Below are 16,234 nucleotides of genomic sequence, written 5' to 3'. Positions count from 1 at the left end.
GTTCCGCACATGAACGAACTCTTCGCCACACTCTCCGACGGCACGAAGGTCCACCGCTGGACGCTGGAGCGCGCCGGTGTCCGGGTGCGCATTCTGTCGTACGGCGGGATCGTGCAGTCCGTCGAGGTCCCGGACCGGGACGGGCGTACGGCCGACGTGGTGCTGGGGTTCGCCGACCTGGAGGGGTACCTGGAGCACTCCGGTCCGTATCTCGGCGCCTTCATCGGGCGGTACGCGAACCGGATCGCGGGCGCCCGCTTCGAGCTGGACGGGCTGACGTACGCGCTGGCGCCCAACAACGCGCCCAACTCCCTGCACGGCGGCGAGCACGGCTTCGACAAGCGGGTCTGGGACATGGCGCCCGCCGGGGAGTTCGGGGTGCGGCTGAGCCGGGTCAGCGAGCACGGCGAGGAGGGTTTCCCGGGGCGGCTGGAGGTCTCGGGGACGTACTCGCTGGACGAGTCGGGGGCGCTGCGGATCGCGTACGAGGCGGTCACCGACGCGCCGACCCCGGTGAACCTGACCAACCACAGCTACTTCAACCTGGCCGGGTCCGGGAACGCGGGCGGGCACGAACTGCGGATCGACGCCTCGCGGTTCACGCCGGTCGACGCGGACCTGATCCCGACGGGTGTCGAGGAGGTCGCGGACACGCGCTTCGACTTCCGCGAGGCACGGAAGGCCGGGGCGGGCTACGACCACAACTTCGTGCTCGACAAGGGGGTCACCCAGCAGGCCCTGGAGGTCGCCGAGCTGTACGACCCCGCGTCCGGGCGGGTGCTCACGGTGGCGACCACCGAGCCGGGGCTCCAGCTGTACACCGCGGACCATCTGACCGAGCCCTTCGCGCCCGGCGACGGCATCGCGCTGGAGACCCAGCACTTCCCGGACTCCCCGAACCGCCCGGAGTTCCCCGGCACCGTGCTGCGGCCGGGCGAGGTCTACCGCTCGGAGACGGTGTACGGGTTCTCCAGCCGGTAGGGCTTTCCAGCTGGTAGGGCTTCCTGCCGGCAGGGCTTTGCGGCCGGTGAAAGAAACGAGCCCCGGCCCAGGGGTCAGGTCCCGGGCCGGGGCTGCTTGTGCGAGGGCTGTGCCCTCTGGGATCAGACGTTAATCGTCGCGGTCACCCGACGGTCCTCGATCGAGCGTCCGACCTGGATTTCGTACGAACCCTTCACATACGACCACGATGAGGTCTTCTCGTCCCAGATCTCGAAGGCCCTGCGCGGAATCTCGACGGTGACCTCGACGCTGTCGCCGGGACCGGCCTCGGCGCCCGCGAACCCGGCGAGCCGGCGGGCCGGGCGCTCGGCGTCGGGCTCGGCGGGGGCCAGGTAGACCTGGACGACCTCGCGGCCGGGGCGGGTGCCGGAGTTGCGCAGCCGGACCCGGACGGTGGCGCCCTGGACCTCGACGGACTCATAGGTCCAGTCGGTGTAGCCGAGGCCGTGGCCGAAGGGGTACGCCGGAGCGCGGCCCGCCTTCTCCCAGGCGGTGTATCCGATGAACACGCCTTCCTCGTAAGGGAGTTGGCCGTCGGTGGGGGTGACCCGGGTGACCGGGGCGGCGGCCAGGGTGCCCCAGGTGGTGGGGAGGCGGCCGCCGGGCTCTTCGGCGCCGGTCAGCACGTCGGCGAGGGCCGCGCCGCCCTCCTGGCCGGGGAACCAGCTGAGCAGGACGGCGGCGACGTCCTCGCGCCAGGGCAGCTCCACCGGGGAGCCGGAGTTGACGATCACGACGGTGTTCGGGTTGACGGCGGCGACCGCGCGGACCAGGTCGTCCTGGCGTCCCGGCAGGGTCAGGTCCTTGCGGTCGTAGCCCTCGGACTCGACGCGGTCGGTGGTGGCGACCACGACGACGGCGGTGTCGGCGCCGCGTGCCGACTCGACGGCCTCGGCGATCAGTTCGTCGGGGTCGCGCCGCGGTTCCTGGTGGGCGAGGGAGAAGCCGACGACCTTCATCGGGACGTCGTCCGGGAAGACCACGGTGTGCGTCAGGGAGACCTCGACCGGCTCCCCCGCGGTCAGTTCGACCCGGGCGCGCGGCTCGGGGGCGCCGAAGAAGGAGACGAACGGGTCGTCCTCGTCGGTGGTCTGGACGTCGTCGTAGTACGTGGTGCCGCCGACCACCAACCGGAAGGCGCCGAGGCCCTTGGTGCCGAAGGTGTGGGTGCCGGTCTCGCGCGGGGTGAAGGTGCCGGTCAGCTCTACGGAGTGCAGGCGGTCGTGGGTGACACCCTCGGGGAGGTCCGAACCCATCCACTGGATCTGGCCGTTGGGCGCGGAGGCGGTGCCGATGACGGTGCCGGCCGCGTCACGGCAGACCGCCCTCAGGCCGAACCCCTTGTCGGCGACGGCGAGTTCGGTGTTGGGATCGGCGCCGACGGTGTAGGTCAGGGCGCCCTCGGGGAGGGCGGCGGTGAGGCCTTCGAGCGGGGAGACGATCCGGTCCGGGAAGACGGTGGCGGAGCCGCCGCCGAGGACCCGGGCGTCGCGGGCGGCGGCGCCGGTGAGGGCGACCGTGCCCTGCCGCAGGGGCAGCGCCCCCTGGTTGCGGACCAGGACGAAGGAGCGGCGGGCGATCTCGCGGGCCAGTCCGATGCCGTCGACGCTCTCGGGCAGTTCGGTGACGACGGGTTCGGCGCCGGCCAGGATGCCTACGCGGGCGGCGAGCCGCAGCACATTGCGTACGGCGGTGTCGACCGAGGACTCCTCGACGTCGCCGTCGCGCACGGCCTGTGCGAGGGGCGCGCCGTAGACGGTCCGGGGGCCGGGCATGGCGACGTCGAGGCCGCCCTCGACGGCGGCCTTGGTGGAGCGGGCGGCCATCCAGTCGGAGACGTTGTAGCCGTCGAAGCCCCATTCGCCGCGCAGGACTTCGTTGACGAGGTAGTGGTGCTCGGTCATCGTCGTGCCGTTGACCGTGTTGTAGGCGGTCATGATGCCCCACGGGTGGGCGTTCTCGACGATGTGCTCGAAGGGCGCCAGGTACAGCTCGCGCAGGGCGCGTTCGGAGACCAGGTTGTTCACCGTGAAGCGGTCGGTCTCGGCGTCGTTGGCGACGAAGTGCTTGACGGTGGTGCCGACTCCGCCCTCCTGGACGCCGTTCACGTACCCGGCGCCGATCCGGCCCGTCAGGTACGGGTCCTCGCTGTAGGCCTCGAAATGGCGGCCGCCGAGCGGGGAGCGGTGGAGGTTGACGGTGGGGGCGAGCAGGACGTGGACGCCCTTGCGGCGGGCCTCCTGGGCGAGCAGCCGGCCGGCCCTGCGGGCGAGTTCCGGGTCCCAGGTGGCGGCCAGCGCGGTCGGGGAGGGCAGGGCGATCGAGGGGTCGTCGGCGCTCCAGCGCACGCCCCGGACGCCGATCGGGCCGTCGGACATGACGAGGGAGGCCAGGCCGATCTCCGGGAGCGCGGGCAGGGTCCACATGTCCTGGCCGGACAGCAGGCCCGCCTTGGCGTCCAGGTCGAGCGCGGCGAGGGCCGTCTCCACGGCGGCCTCGCGGGCCTGGTCGGCGGGGGTGGTCCCCTGGGGTGCCTCGGGTTCCGCCATGGCGGTGCCTCCTCGTTGAAGTCCGTGCGGTCCTCTCGTCTCATCGTGCATCGTTTACCTGGCGAGCGGTAGGTTTCGTTATTCTGCCGTTATATTTGGCTCGTCGGGATGCCGTACGGTGACGCCATGAGCACCAGGACCAGAAGCGAGGAGCGCCGGGCGGAGATCGTCCGGGCGGCCCTGGAGGTCATCGCCGAGCGCGGCTACCGGGGGGCGAGTCTGGCGGCGGTGGCCGAGCGGGTCGGGCTGACCCAGCAGGGGCTGCTGCACCACTTCCCGACGAAGGACGCGCTGCTGGTCGCGGTCCTGGAGGAGCGGGACAAGTGGGACGCGGTGCCGGACGGCAGCTGGCGGATCGATCTGCTCGCCTCGCTGGTCGAGTACAACGCCATGCGGCCCGGCATCATCCAGACCTTCTCGGCGCTCCTCGGCGAGAGCGTGACGGAGGGCCACCCGGCCCGTGCGTACTTCACCGACCGCTACACCCGGGTCCGCGACACGATGGCCCTGGCCCTGCGCTCCGAGTACGGCGACCGCCTCCCCAACGGCCTCACCCCGGAGCGCACGGCCCCGCTGCTCGTCGCCGTGATGGACGGACTCCAGTACCAGTGGCTCCTGGACCCGGAGTCGGTGGACATGCCGGGCGCGTTCCGCGACTTCCTGCACCTGCTGGGCGAACCAACGGACTGACGGCCCGTCAACTCACTGCTTCCAGACCGCCGCCAGGCTCTTGCTCACCACGACGAGAGCCCCGAGCAGCACCGCCCCGCCGGTGTCCCCCGCGGCCACCAGCGCGAGCACCCCGGCCCCGAACCACAGCGCCTCGAAGCCGACCCGGGCGAGACCGCGCGTCTTGTACGGCGCCTTCCGCGCCCCGAACAGCGCCCACAGGGCGATCAGCAGCGCGGGGGCGGCCAGGCCCAGCAACCAGGTCAGCGGGGTGGCGACGTGCCGGGTGAAACCCCAGTACGAGGCGCCCGCCAGAGCGCCCAGCTCGACGAGGAAGAGAACGCCCAGGTTGACTGCCTTCATGGACGGCAGTATCACCCGGCCGCCGGGACCGCCGCCACGATCTCGATCTCGATCCGGGCCTCCGGGCGGAAGAGGCGGGGGACCTCGAAGGTCATGCTCGTGGGCGGGGTGCCGGTGAGGAACTCCCTTCTCACCGTGCCGTATTGCTCCAGTTCCGAGATGTCCGTGAGGTAGGTGCGGATGTTGATGACATGGGACAGGGCCGCGCCGTGGGCGGCCAGGAGGGCGGTGAGGGTCTCGAAGATTGCGCGGGTCTGGTCGGCGAGTGTGCCGCCCTCGGCGATCTGGCCGGAGACGAACAACAGGGCGCTGCCGTCGGCCTGTTCGACCCGGGCGACCTGAGAGTAGTAGGGGCTCAGCGGCCGGGGCGCGCCGGCGGGGTTGTCGAGGGTGATCCGCATGCCGTCGACGCTAGGTCCGCGCTTGCGATGCGACAAGCGAATGTCCAGCATGGGCGGCATGCCGAATCCGCATCGCACCGACGTCCCCGACCTGTCCACCGTCTGGCTGCGGGTGTTCCTGGAGGTCGCCCGGCACGGCTCGTTCACCGTGGCCTCGCGTGCGCTCGGCTGGACGCAGTCGGCGGTGTCCCGGCAGATCTCCTCGCTGGAGGGGGCGTTGGGCGGGGCGCCGCTGTTCGACCGGCTGCCGCGAGGGGTGCGGCTGACGGAGGCCGGGCGGGCGCTCGTGCCGCATGCCGAGGCCGTCACCGGGGCCCTGCACACGGCCGCGCGCGAGCTGGCGGCGCTGCGTGAACTCGCGGGCGGGCGGCTGCGGTTCGGGGCGTTCCCGACGGCGGACGCGGCGCTGGTCCCGCACGCCCTCGGCGTCTTCGGGAGCCGCCACCCCGGGGTGCGGGTGTCCCGTGAGGAGGGGCTCACGCCGGCGCTGCTGGACCGGCTCGTCGAGGGGCGGCTGGATCTCGCGGTCGTCTCCACGACGAGCGGCGCGCCGCTGTCGTCGTACGAACTCCGCCATCTGCTCGACGAGTCGCTGTACGTCGCCGTCCCGGCCGGGCATCCGCTGGCGGGCGGCGGTCCCGTGCGGCTCGGGCGGCTGGCCGGCGCTGACTGGATCTCCGGGAGCCCGCGGCCCGAGGGCACGCTGCTCGACGCGGCGCTGCGGCAGGGGTTCCGGCCGCGGATCGCGCATGTCGTCGGCGAGTGGACCGCCAAGCAGGGGTACGTCGCCGCCGGGCTCGGCGTGGCCCTCGTCCCGGCGCTGGCCGCGGAGTCCGTACGGCCGGACATCGCGCTGCTCCCCGTGCTGGACGAGGGGGCTCCGGCGCGGGCGGTGTACGCGGCGACGGTACGCGGGCGGTCCCTGCCACCGGCGGCGGAGGCGTTCGTCGGGGCGCTGCGGGAGGCGGCGGGGCGGATTCCGCGCACGCCCGCCACGCTGGCGTAGACCACTTCCCCACGCGATACTGCGGTCGTCCGGCACCACTCGCGCCCCACAGCGACGGAAGGCCTGAACTGCCTTGAGATCCCTACGCGTTCGGATCGGATTCCTCGGACTGGCCCTGCTGGCGGGACTGGCCGCCCCCGTGACCCCGGCAGCCGCCGCCACGGCCGCGCCCTCGCCGACGGTGGAGGAGAAACGGCTCGACAAGGCCGTACCGCGGGAGATCCTGGAGCGGTCCGGGTTCGACGCCGTGACGCTCCGCTTCAGCCGGGCGCTCGGGGCGGCCGGGTCGTACGCCGAGGCCAGGAAGGTCGTCGAACGGCAGGGGGCCGGGCTGTGGCAGCGGGCCGTCGACCGGGCGCAGGGGCGGGGGCCCGCCGGTGGGGACCTGAGCCGGGACGACGACCGGCCGCTGTACTGGGCGCGGTTGACGATGACCCGTGAAGTGCGCACCTGGGAGCCGTCGTTCGGGCTGTCGGCCCCCCAACGGGCCGCCCTGCTCGACGAGTTGGAGCGGACCTCGCGCGGGCAGACCTCGGTGCGCTTCCCGCACCGGCACGGGCTGAAGCGGGTGCTCGTCACCGGGTTCGATCCGTTCACGCTGGACCGGGACATCCGGATCTCCAACCCGTCCGGGGCGACCGCGCTCGCGCTCGACGGAACGGTCGTCGAGACCGCGGCGGGGCCCGCCCGGGTGGAGACCGTGGTGTTCCCCGTGCGGTGGCGGGACTTCACCGACGGGACGGTGGAGCGGGCGCTGCGGCCGTATCTGAAGCAGGTGGACCTCTTCACGACCGTGAGTCAGGGACGGGTGGGGCGCTTCGACGTGGAGCGGACCAACGGGGCCTGGCGGGGCGGGTTCCCGGACAACGACAACGTCGGGGTGACGGGCCTGGTGCCGGTCTCCGACCCGGCCTCGCAGCCGCAGTGGACGACCACGACCTTGCCGTACGAGAAGATCGTCGCCGCCGGCACCGGGCGGTTCCCGGTGTACGACCACACGAGTGTGACCGAGATCCCGGCGGGCGGCACACAGCCCGTCGTGCAGCCGGACGGACCGACCGAGGGGTCCGCCGCGCGGGCCGGGGGCGGCGGGGACTACCTGTCCAACGAGATCGCCTACCGGGCCACGCTGCTGCGGGACCGGCTCGGGCTGCACGACGTGCTGCCGGGCGGCCATGTGCACACGCCTGTCCTGGAGTTCGGGGCGGGGAACACGGACCCGGCGACGGGGACGGTGACCGATCCGGGGTTCGTGAGGAACCGGGTGGACATCATCGCGCAGGTGCGGGCGATCGTGGCGGTGGCGCTGGGGGCGGACGCCTAGGGCGTGCTACGGATTCAGCCGGGAGCCGGCTCGTCCGGGGTCGGCTCCTGCTCGGGGTCCTCCTCGTCCTGCGTCTCCTCCCCCAGCAGGTCGCGGGCCATCAGTGTCGCTCCCGCCACCGCGCCCGGCATCAGGAAGACCGCCACGAAGGGGACCAGGAAGGCCAGGCCGAGCGGGGTGCCGAAGCCCCAGATCAGGGGCTTGCGGGAGCGGAGGAGGGTCAGGCGGGCGCGAAGGTCGACACCGCGGCGCTGGAGGGCGACCGCGGTCAGTTCCTCGGTGAGGAAGAAGCCGGTGACGAAGAACCCGACGACCGGGACCACGGTCTGGCCGACGAAGGGGACGAAGCCCAGGGCGAAGAGGAGCACGGCCCACAGGAGGGCGCGGATCACGATGCGGAGGCTGTCCCGCGCGGAGATCCACAGGTCGCGCCAGAGCGGGAGGCCGGACTCGGGGGCCGTGCCGTCCGGGGAGACGTCCCGGTCGACCCGCTCGGAGAGGCTTTCGTAGAAGGGCTGCCCTATCAGGAGCGTGACCGCCGTGAAGGTGAGCACCGCGAGGAGGAGGGCCAGCGCGAAGAGCACGACCGTGAGGAAGCCGCGGAACAGGCCCTGCCACGGGCTCGACCAGTCGTCGGCGAACGGCGTCGCCCAGGACACCGCGTCCCCGCCCCAGGTCGCGAGCGCCACCAGGGCCGCCACATAGAGCACGAGGGTGATCAGGCCCGGGATCAGGCCGAAGCCGTACTGCCTGCCGTGCCGGGCCACCCAGCGCTGGCCCTTCAGGAGGTACTGGAAGCCCGCCGCAAGATCACGCATGGCCAGAACCCTATCGGGTGCCCGTCACGCGGGAGATACGGCCACCACGACCCCCCGGTCCGCCGCCGGGGCCACCGCCGCGGACACCCTGACCGCCACCGCCCGGGCCACGCCGCCGGTGCGGGAGGCGGCGGCGAGCAGCGCGGGCTGGAGCCGCTCCAGGCCCGACACGAACAGTTCCTCACCGGCGATCAGCACCGGACGGGCCGCCTTCGCGGTGGCCGCCGCCGCGTCCGTCAGGTCGGCGAGCGGCGGGAGCGTCGCGCGTACGACCCCGGCGCCGGCGGCGGCAGCACGCTCGGCCAGCGCCACCTGGAGGGGCATCAGCGGGGCCAGCGCGGCCGTCAACGCGTCGGCGACCCGGCGGAGTTCGGGTGTGGAGTCCTCCAGCACCCCGGTCGCGGCACGGATCAGCGGGGTGAGGGCGAGGAGGGCTCCGGCGGCCACGCCCGCCGCCGCGGGGAGCAGCGGTGACGTCGCCTCGACCAGCTCGCCGAGCGCGGTCGCGAACTCCTCGACCGCGGGTTCCACCGCGTCCAGGACGGGCAGCAGGCTGTCGCCGAGGGCGGCGAGCAGGGCCTGGGCCGGTTCGCTCACCGGGTGCACCGCGAGCGGGGCGCCGGTGGTGCCGAGGCGGGTGAGAGTGTCGACGATCCGGTAGAACGCCTCCTGGGCCTGCGGGGAGGCGCTCGCCTCGGCCAGTTCCGCCGTCGTCTCGCGCAGCACGCGCAGCGCCTCGGCGCCCGAACCGTCGCGCGGGTCGAGGGTGTTGATCGCGATCCTGGTGATGTTCCCGGCCGTGTCGAGGAGTTGGCCGGTGATGTCGGTGGTGCTGCGTGCCATGCGCAGGACGTCGTCCCTGCTGGGGAGCGAAGGGATCGTGGCCATGGGCTTCTCCTGTGGAATCGCTGTGGGAATCGCTCGCCGCCCGCTTCCGACCCCCTCAGCATGCCCCGTCCGGGCGGCACGAGATGCGCCATCCGGGGCATCCGCGCCACGAACTCCCTCTTGTTGCGGTTGAGTCGAACAGGTACATCTCGCCGTACCGATCTCAGGAAGCTCCGGAGGAGGTACGCGTGCACACCACGAGAACCGTTTCTGCGAGACCCGTCCTGCTCATCGCCCTCACCGGCTCGCTGCTGCTCGTCCCGAATGGCGCGACCGCGGACCCCGAACCCCCCACCCGTGAGAGGGCGGGCGACCAAGGCCCGGCCCGGGCCCCGGAGAGCGCGGCGCTACGAGCGCTCACCGCCCCGGCCACCGGCTTCACCGGCACCACCCGCGGCTATCCGCGCGAACAGGTGCTCACCCCCGACCCGGAGAACCCGGCCGACAGGTCCATCAAGCTGGGCCTCACCCCGTACCACTCGATCGCCCCGAGACTCAACGCCCTCCAGCGGCTCGGCGACCGGGTGAGCGTCGAGGTCGCGGGGCGCTCGGCGGGCGGGCACCGGCTCTACCTCGTCACCGTGACCGCACCGGAGACGACCGCGCAGACACGCGCCCAGGAGCGGATGCGCGAGCTGATCGAGAACGCGCCCGCGACCGCCGCCAAGTCCCGGGAGATCAGGGCGGGTTACAAGACGCCGGTCTTCGTCAACAACAACATCCACGGCAACGAGTGGGAGGGCACGGACGCCTCCCTGAAGGCCGTGGAGCGGCTCGCGACCGCGACGGACGCCCGCACCGAGGATCTTCTCGCCCACTCCCGGCTGTACTTCAACATCACGGCGAACCCGGACGGCCGGATCGCCGGGACCCGCGCGAACGCCAACGGCTTCGACCTGAACCGGGACTTCGTGACCGCCTCGCAGCCCGAGACACGGGCGATGCGGCAGATCGAGATCGACAAGCAGCCCGCCGTGCTGCTCGACCTGCACGGCTACGTCAACGGCACCCTGATCGAGCCGACCACTCCCCCGCACGGCGAGAACTACGAGTACGACCTCTTCCTGAAGAACACCTACGCCAACGCGCTCGGCATGGAGTCCGCCGTCAACGGCCTCGACTACACGCCCGCGAAGGACGGTGTGGAGCCCGCGCAGATCCCCTTCCGGGACCAGGAGGAGGGCTGGGACGACTGGCCGCCGATCTTCACCCCGCAGTACGCGGCCTTCCACGGCACGGTCGCCGCGCACACCGTGGAGATCCCGCTGGCCGTGAACAACTCCCTCTACGACAGCCTGCCCGTGGCCGAGCTGCGGCGGCGGTCCGCGATCAACACGGCCGTGGCGGGCGCGGCCGTCGACGCCACGCTCGACTTCGTGCGGAAGCGGCGGACCTCGCTGATCGCCGACCAGATCGAGGTCTTCCGGCGCGGTGCGGCGGGGGCCGCCCAGGTGCCGGTGTCCGAGGCGACGGTCCCCGGGGTGCCGGGCATCGGGCCCGAGGACGTGTACACCACCGAGTTCCCGCGCGCGTACGTGATTCCGGCGGGCGGGAACGACACCGCCGCCGCCCGGCTCGTCGACCACCTGATCGCCGACGACGTCCGTGTGAGCCGCGCGGCCGGTGACTTCCGGCTCGGCGGACGGTCGTACGCGAAGGGGTCGTACGTCGTCGACATGCGCCAGCCCAAGCGGGGTCTGGCCAACTCGCTGCTCGCGGACGGGCGGGACATCAGCGGCAAGGTCTCGGTGATGTACGACATCTCGGGCTGGAGCCTGGGCCGGCTGTGGGGCGCGAAGGTCACGCCGGTGCCGTCCGGGAGCCTGGCCGGGGTGCCGCTGCGGCCGGTCCGGGCCGCCTCGGACGTGGGGCGGGTGGCCGCGCGCGGGGACCTGCGGCTGCGGCTGACCGACCCGCAGGAGATCGCGGCGCTCAACTCCCTTCTCCAGCAGGGTGTTCCGGTACGGCGGGCCGCCGACGGCAGTGCGGTCGTGCCCGCGTCCGCGCGCGCCCTGGCCGCCGAGGCCGCTCGCGTCCACGACGTGGTGTTCGAGGCGACGCGGCAGAAGGGCACCGCGGAGTTCCGCCGCACGCGGGTGGCCGCCGCCGTGACCTCCGGGGAGCTGTTCGCGCTCAGGGAGATGGGCTTCGAGGCCGTGCCGGTGTCGACGGCCGTCCTGAACGCCGGTTTCGACTGGTCGGCGGTGGACGTGCTGTTCGTGTCGGCGGGCCTCGACCGCGACTCCCTCACCACGGGCGCCCGCACGGCCCTGGACGCCTTCCTGGGCGCCGGGCACGGGCTCGTCGGGCGCGGGAGCGTGGGTGCCGAACTGAGCGCCGCCACGGGTCTGTTGGCGGCTACGGCGGTGGAGGGCAACGGGGACGCCAACGGGGTGGTGCGGGTGCGGAACTCGGGCCCGGTGACCGACGGCGCCCCGGACCACGGGTTCGTCTACGCGCCGGTCTGGTTCACCGGTCTCGGCCCGGGGGTGCGGGTCGAGCAGTCGTACGCCACCGGGAACCCGCTGGTCTCCGGGCACTGGCGGCCCCTGCCGGACGGCTCCGGCGGGCCCTCGGCGGCGGCCGGGCGGGCCTCTGTGATCAGCGGTCCGCGAGCCGTCCTGTTCGGTACCGAGCCTCTCTTCCGGAACCATCCGAAAGGGGAGTTCGCCCAGGTCGGGCGGGCATTGTTCACCATGGCACACGCGAGCAGCGGCTGAAGTTGAGGAGAGCGGATGACGCAGGAGATCCACGGCACCGTCGCGGACGGCTTCGAAGCGGCGCGCGAGGAGTTCGCCGCGTTCGTGGCAGGCGAACGGCCCGACTACGAGGGGCAGTTGAGCGCGTTCGTGAACGGCAGGCAGGTCGTCGACCTGTGGGCCGGCGAGGGCGCCGGACCGGACTCCCTCCACGGCGTGTTCTCGTCGACCAAGGGTGCCGCCCATCTGGTGGTCGCGCTCCTCGTGCAGGAGGGCACGCTGGAGCTGGACCGCAAAGTCACCTACTACTGGCCGGAGTTCGGGGCCGAGGGCAAGGGGCAGCTGACCCTGCGTGATCTGCTGGCGCACCGGGCCGGGGTGGTCGGGCTCGACTCCGGTTTCACCGCGCAGGAGCTGACGGACGACCGGGCGATGGCCGAACGGCTCGCGGACCAGCGGCCGTTCTGGCGTCCGGGCACGGCGTTCGGCTACCACGCCCTGGTGATCGGGGCGTTGACCGGGGAGATCGTGCGGCGCGCGACGGGCCGCACCCTCCAGGAGGTGTACGAGGAGCGGATCCGGGCACCGTACGGCCTCGACTTCCACCTGGGCCTGCCCGAGTCCCTCGAACCGCGTTACCGCCCGGTGCAGCCGATGGCTCCGACGGCCAAGCAGCAGGCCCTGCTGGACGCGGTGCCGACCGGGCCGCACACCCTGGCCTCGATCGCCTTCAACCAGCAGGTGCCGAATCCGGGGGACCTCGTCGGTTACGCCAACTCCCGTGCCGTACGGGCGAAGGGCCCGGCGTCGGCGGGCGGGGTCGCGGCGGCTCGGGGGCTCGCCGGGATGTACGCGGCGGCGATCAGCGAAGTCGCCGAGCGGCCGCCCCTGTTGAAGCCGGACACCATCGCGGAGGTGGGCCAGATCCACTCCATCGGCCACGACCTGGTGGCCCGCGCCCACAAGTCGTACGGCCTGGGCTTCCAGGCCACGGCCGACATGTGGTACCCGTTCCTCGGCGCCGGGGCCTTCGGCCACAGCGGCGCGGGCGGCTCCCAGGCCTTCGCCGATCCGCGCAGCGGCCTGGCCTACGGCTACACCCGCCGCCGGATGGCGTTCCCGGGCGGGGCCGCGCCGGAGAACGAGCGGTTCGTGCGGGCCGTGCACCAGGCGGCTCTGGCCGTATGACGGAAACGGCTCCGGCCGAATGACGGAGACGGAGGCGGTACCCCACGTCCAGGGGTGCCGCCTCCGTCCGGTGCGACCGGCGGGCTCCGTCAGACGAGGGTCACGGAGATGTTCCCGCGGGTCGCCTTCGAGTACGGGCAGACCTGGTGGGCCTTCTCAAGGAGGGCCCTGGCGGTGGCCGCGTCGGTGTTCGGGAGGGTCGCGGAGATCTCGACGATCAGGCCGAAGCCGTCGTCGTTGCGGCCGATGCCGACCTTCGCGGTGACCGTGGAGCCGGAGATGTCGGCGTTCTCCTGGCGGGCGACGACGCCGAGGGCGCCCTGGAAGCAGGCGCTGTAACCGGCGGCGAAGAGCTGCTCGGGGTTGGTGCCGTTGCCGTTGCCGCCCATCTCCTTGGGCGGGTTCACGACCACGTCGAGTCGGCCGTCATCGGTGGCGACCCGGCCGTCGCGGCCGTTCTCGGCGGTGGCGACGGCGGTGTAGAGGACGTCGGACTGCTGGATTTCCGGCATGCGGTTGTCTTCCTTCTCGGTCCGCCGCGACTCGCGCCCACGATCGACGACGGAATTCGGAAAGAAGTTACCGCATGTCGGAAATCTCGCACAGGGCTACAGCTTGACGATCATCTTTCCGGTGTTGTCGCCGCGCAGGACCCCGAGGAACGCCTCCACGTTGTTCTCGATGCCCTCGACGACCGTCTCGCGGTACTTGAGCTGTCCGGAGGCCACCCACGGGCCGACCTCGGCGACGAACTCGGGCTGGAGGTCGTAGTGGTCGCCGACCAGGAAGCCCTCGATGCGGCCACGGGTCTGGATCAGCCGGGCGAGGTTGCGCGGACCGGGCGCGGCCTCGGTGTTGTTGTAGACGGAGATCATGCCGCAGACCGCGATCCGGCCACCCTGGTTGAGCTGGCCGATCGCGGCCTCCAGGTGGTCGCCGCCGACGTTGTCGAAGTAGACGTCGACACCGTCCGGGGCCGCCTCGCGCAGCTGCTCGCTGACCTTGCCGTTCTTGTAGTTGAAGGCCGCGTCGAAGCCGTACTCCTCGACGAGCAGCTTGACCTTCTCGTCCGAGCCGGCCGAGCCGATGACCCGGGAGGCGCCCTTGAGCTTGGCGATCTGGCCGACCTGGCCGCCGACTGCACCCGCGGCGCCGGAGACGAAGACCGAGTCGCCCTCCTTGAAGGACGCGGTGCGCAGCAGGCCGGCGTAGGCGGTGAGGCCGGTCATGCCGAGGACGCCGAGGTACGTCGACAGGGGCGCCGCGTCGGCGTCCACCTTGACGGCGTTCTCGCCGCGTACGACCGCGTACTCGCGCCAGCCGAGGAAGTGCAGGACGTGGTCGCCGGGCGCGATGCCCTCGACGTTGGACTCCACGACCTCGCCGACCGCGCCGCCCTGCATGACCTTGCCGAGCTCGAAGGGGGCGACGTACGACTTCGCGGCGCTCATACGGCCGCGCATGTACGGGTCGACCGAGAGGTACTTGTTGCGGACCAGCACCTGGCCCTCACCGGGGGTCGGGGCCTCGGCTTCGACCAGGGCGAAGTCCTCGGGCTTGGGCACGCCGACCGGGCGGGAGAGGAGGTGCCATTCGCGGTTGATCATGATGCCTGGACCTTTCCATTTACTTCAGTACCTGAAACAACCATGCCTCTGAATATTTCAGGTTGTCAAGTAACGGGGTACCCTGGAGCCCATGTCCACTCCTCACAAGACCCGGCCGGACGCGCTGACCATGGAAGTCGTGGAACTCATCGGCGATGTGGTGGCCCGCTTCTACTCGGACTACGAGGACGCGGCCGCGGAGCACGCCCTGACCGGGGCGCAGGCGCGGCTGCTGAGTCTGCTGTCCCTGGAGCCGCTGCCCATGCGCAAGCTGGCCCGGAAGCTGAGGTGCGAGCCGTCGAACGTCACGGGGATCGTGGACCGGCTGGAGGCGCGGGGGCTCGTGGAGCGGCGGCCGGATCCGGCGGACCGGAGGGTGAAGGTGGCGGCGGCGACGGAGTCCGGGCGGGCCGTTGCGCGCGGGCTGCGGGAGGGGCTGCGGTTCGCCCGTGAGCCGCTGGCCGGGTTGTCGCGGGGCGAGCAGGAGTCGTTGCGGGATCTTTTGCGGCGGATGCTGGAGGCGTGAGCGTTCGCTGAACTCCGTTTTCGTCTGCGGCCGCGTCGTGGCTGGTCGCGCCCCGCGGCGGAGCCGCAAATCGACACAGCCCCGCGCCCCTGAAGGCGCTGCTGCGCAGCGGCCTTCACCCGTCATGGCGCCCTAGCTGCACCACCACAGGAACTGCGTACACGTCTCCGACGGCGAAGGCTCCGGGGTCGGGGATGCCGAAGTCGGTGCGGTCGTGGGGGTGTTCGTGCCGGTCGGGGTCGACGCGGCTGATGTCGGGGCCGACTGGGGGGACCTGGTGGCGTTCACCTTGTCCGCGTCCTCGCTCTTCGAGGCCGACGGGGACGGGGACTCCGAAGGCTCCCCGTCGGGGGAGGTCGACGGAACGATTCCGCTCGGGTCGGAGACCGGTTCCGCGGACTTGCTCGGAGTCGAACTCGCGTCGTCCTCGGTCGTGTCGTCGCCCGCCGCGGCCGGCTTGGTGGAGCTGCCCGGTGCGTCCATGCCGAGTTCCGCGAGGCTGAGGCCGCCCGCCGCGAGGACGAATCCGGCGGCCACCAGGAGGGTTCTGCGACGGCGGCGGCGGTGGGCCGCGGCCTTGCGGTCACGTCGGCTCGCGCCCGCCGTGGGGTCGTCGGAGTCGTCCGGGTCGTCATCGTCGAAGTCGTCGTGATCGTCGCGGCCCTCGCCACCGCCACCGCCGCCGCCGCTGCCGTGGCCACCGCCCCGGCCGTCGTCGCCGCCTCCCCCGTCGCCGGGGCCCGCGGAGTCGTCGTAACCCCGGACGTCGTCGTGACCCCGGATCTCGGCGCCGCTCCCCGTGACCTGGATCTCCGCCGGTCCGCGCTGTTCGGGCACGCCCGTGTACGGGACGACCTCGTGGCCGTTGTACGGGACAGCCCCGTCGGCGTATCCGCCCGTGCCGACCGGTACCGGCGTCGGCAGTACCTGCTGTGGCTGGTAGTGAGCCTGCGCGGGCACGTAGGGCTGGGCCGCGTACGTGCTCAGTTGCTCGGCGAAGGTGCCGCACCCCGGGCAGGCGAGGGCGCCGTTGAGGTGCCGTCGGCACGGGTGGCAGTAGTCCATGACGCGGGAAGAATAAGTTCCGCTCAGGGAGCGCACCTAGGGATTCCCGTGAAGGTTCGGTGCGGAACTGGCGGTTCGCGTCAGCGCAGTTGAGGTCAAGGCGCACCATTCCGCACCATCTCCCTCCCG

At 72.3% G+C, this 16,234-nt stretch carries 15 protein-coding genes; 7 read left to right on the top strand and 8 right to left on the bottom strand.

Annotated features, from left to right (window positions below; all coding sequences use genetic code 11):
- Nucleotides 1-9: 9 nt before the first annotated feature.
- Nucleotides 10-981, top strand: a complete 972-nt coding sequence (locus G3I78_RS26125; protein ID WP_164428725.1) for an aldose epimerase family protein — start codon at nucleotides 10-12, stop codon at nucleotides 979-981.
- Nucleotides 982-1,103: 122 nt separating this feature from the next.
- Here the strand turns inward: G3I78_RS26125 and G3I78_RS26120 are convergent, their stop codons facing one another.
- Complete coding sequence (locus G3I78_RS26120; RefSeq protein WP_164428723.1) at nucleotides 1,104-3,551, bottom strand: glycoside hydrolase family 3 C-terminal domain-containing protein; 2,448 nt, start codon at nucleotides 3,549-3,551, stop codon at nucleotides 1,104-1,106.
- Between the two features lie 108 nt (nucleotides 3,552-3,659).
- Here G3I78_RS26120 and G3I78_RS26115 point away from each other — a divergent pair, with 108 nt between their 5' ends.
- Nucleotides 3,660-4,241 carry a TetR/AcrR family transcriptional regulator gene (locus G3I78_RS26115; protein ID WP_164428721.1) on the top strand — a complete coding sequence of 194 codons (582 nt, stop codon included), beginning with the start codon at nucleotides 3,660-3,662 and terminating at the stop codon, nucleotides 4,239-4,241.
- 12 nt (nucleotides 4,242-4,253) lie between these two features.
- Here G3I78_RS26115 and G3I78_RS26110 read toward each other — a convergent pair whose 3' ends face one another.
- Together G3I78_RS26110 and G3I78_RS26105 are read right to left on the bottom strand one after the other, a co-directional pair.
- Complete coding sequence (locus tag G3I78_RS26110) at nucleotides 4,254-4,583, bottom strand: YrdB family protein (RefSeq protein WP_164428719.1); 330 nt, start codon at nucleotides 4,581-4,583, stop codon at nucleotides 4,254-4,256.
- Nucleotides 4,584-4,594: 11 nt separating this feature from the next.
- Nucleotides 4,595-4,984 carry a RidA family protein gene (locus G3I78_RS26105; RefSeq protein ID WP_164428717.1) on the bottom strand — a complete coding sequence of 130 codons (390 nt, stop codon included), beginning with the start codon at nucleotides 4,982-4,984 and terminating at the stop codon, nucleotides 4,595-4,597.
- A 58-nt stretch (nucleotides 4,985-5,042) separates the two neighbouring features.
- Between G3I78_RS26105 and G3I78_RS26100 the strand changes: the two genes are divergently transcribed.
- A complete protein-coding gene (locus G3I78_RS26100) occupies nucleotides 5,043-5,990 on the top strand; it encodes a LysR family transcriptional regulator (RefSeq protein WP_239158047.1) in 948 nt (315 codons plus the stop codon).
- A 73-nt stretch (nucleotides 5,991-6,063) separates the two neighbouring features.
- A complete protein-coding gene (locus G3I78_RS26095) occupies nucleotides 6,064-7,314 on the top strand; it encodes a pyroglutamyl peptidase (RefSeq protein ID WP_164428715.1) in 1,251 nt (416 codons plus the stop codon).
- 14 nt (nucleotides 7,315-7,328) lie between these two features.
- On the opposite strand, the gene G3I78_RS26090 is transcribed toward G3I78_RS26095, so the two are convergent.
- Nucleotides 7,329-8,132, bottom strand: coding sequence for an EI24 domain-containing protein (locus G3I78_RS26090; protein WP_164428713.1), 804 nt, complete (start codon nucleotides 8,130-8,132; stop codon nucleotides 7,329-7,331).
- A 24-nt stretch (nucleotides 8,133-8,156) separates the two neighbouring features.
- On the bottom strand, nucleotides 8,157-9,020 hold the full coding sequence (locus G3I78_RS26085; protein WP_164428711.1) for a hypothetical protein: 864 nt from the start codon (nucleotides 9,018-9,020) through the stop codon (nucleotides 8,157-8,159).
- A gap of 188 nt (nucleotides 9,021-9,208) precedes the next feature.
- On the opposite strand from G3I78_RS26085, the gene G3I78_RS26080 reads away from it, so the two are divergent.
- Nucleotides 9,209-11,740 (top strand): M14 family zinc carboxypeptidase, encoded by a 2,532-nt coding sequence (locus G3I78_RS26080; protein ID WP_343243849.1) that lies wholly within the window; start codon nucleotides 9,209-9,211, stop codon nucleotides 11,738-11,740.
- Nucleotides 11,741-11,755: 15 nt separating this feature from the next.
- Nucleotides 11,756-12,907, top strand: coding sequence for a serine hydrolase domain-containing protein (locus tag G3I78_RS26075; RefSeq protein WP_164428707.1), 1,152 nt, complete (start codon nucleotides 11,756-11,758; stop codon nucleotides 12,905-12,907).
- Nucleotides 12,908-12,996: 89 nt separating this feature from the next.
- Here the strand turns inward: G3I78_RS26075 and G3I78_RS26070 are convergent, their stop codons facing one another.
- Together G3I78_RS26070 and G3I78_RS26065 are read right to left on the bottom strand one after the other, a co-directional pair.
- Nucleotides 12,997-13,419 (bottom strand): organic hydroperoxide resistance protein, encoded by a 423-nt coding sequence (locus tag G3I78_RS26070; protein ID WP_164428705.1) that lies wholly within the window; start codon nucleotides 13,417-13,419, stop codon nucleotides 12,997-12,999.
- 96 nt (nucleotides 13,420-13,515) lie between these two features.
- On the bottom strand, nucleotides 13,516-14,514 hold the full coding sequence (locus G3I78_RS26065) for an NADP-dependent oxidoreductase (protein WP_164428703.1): 999 nt from the start codon (nucleotides 14,512-14,514) through the stop codon (nucleotides 13,516-13,518).
- 91 nt (nucleotides 14,515-14,605) lie between these two features.
- Between G3I78_RS26065 and G3I78_RS26060 the strand changes: the two genes are divergently transcribed.
- Nucleotides 14,606-15,040 carry a MarR family transcriptional regulator gene (locus tag G3I78_RS26060; RefSeq protein WP_164428701.1) on the top strand — a complete coding sequence of 145 codons (435 nt, stop codon included), beginning with the start codon at nucleotides 14,606-14,608 and terminating at the stop codon, nucleotides 15,038-15,040.
- Nucleotides 15,041-15,172: 132 nt separating this feature from the next.
- Here G3I78_RS26060 and G3I78_RS26055 read toward each other — a convergent pair whose 3' ends face one another.
- Complete coding sequence (locus G3I78_RS26055) at nucleotides 15,173-16,105, bottom strand: hypothetical protein (protein WP_164428699.1); 933 nt, start codon at nucleotides 16,103-16,105, stop codon at nucleotides 15,173-15,175.
- Nucleotides 16,106-16,234: the final 129 nt, after the last annotated feature.

It is taken from the genome of Streptomyces sp. SID13726, assembly GCF_010548375.1.
Lineage (GTDB): Bacteria > Actinomycetota > Actinomycetes > Streptomycetales > Streptomycetaceae > Streptomyces.
The sequence above is the reverse complement of the archived record's forward strand: the minus strand, read 5'-3'. Positions and strand labels throughout refer to the sequence as shown.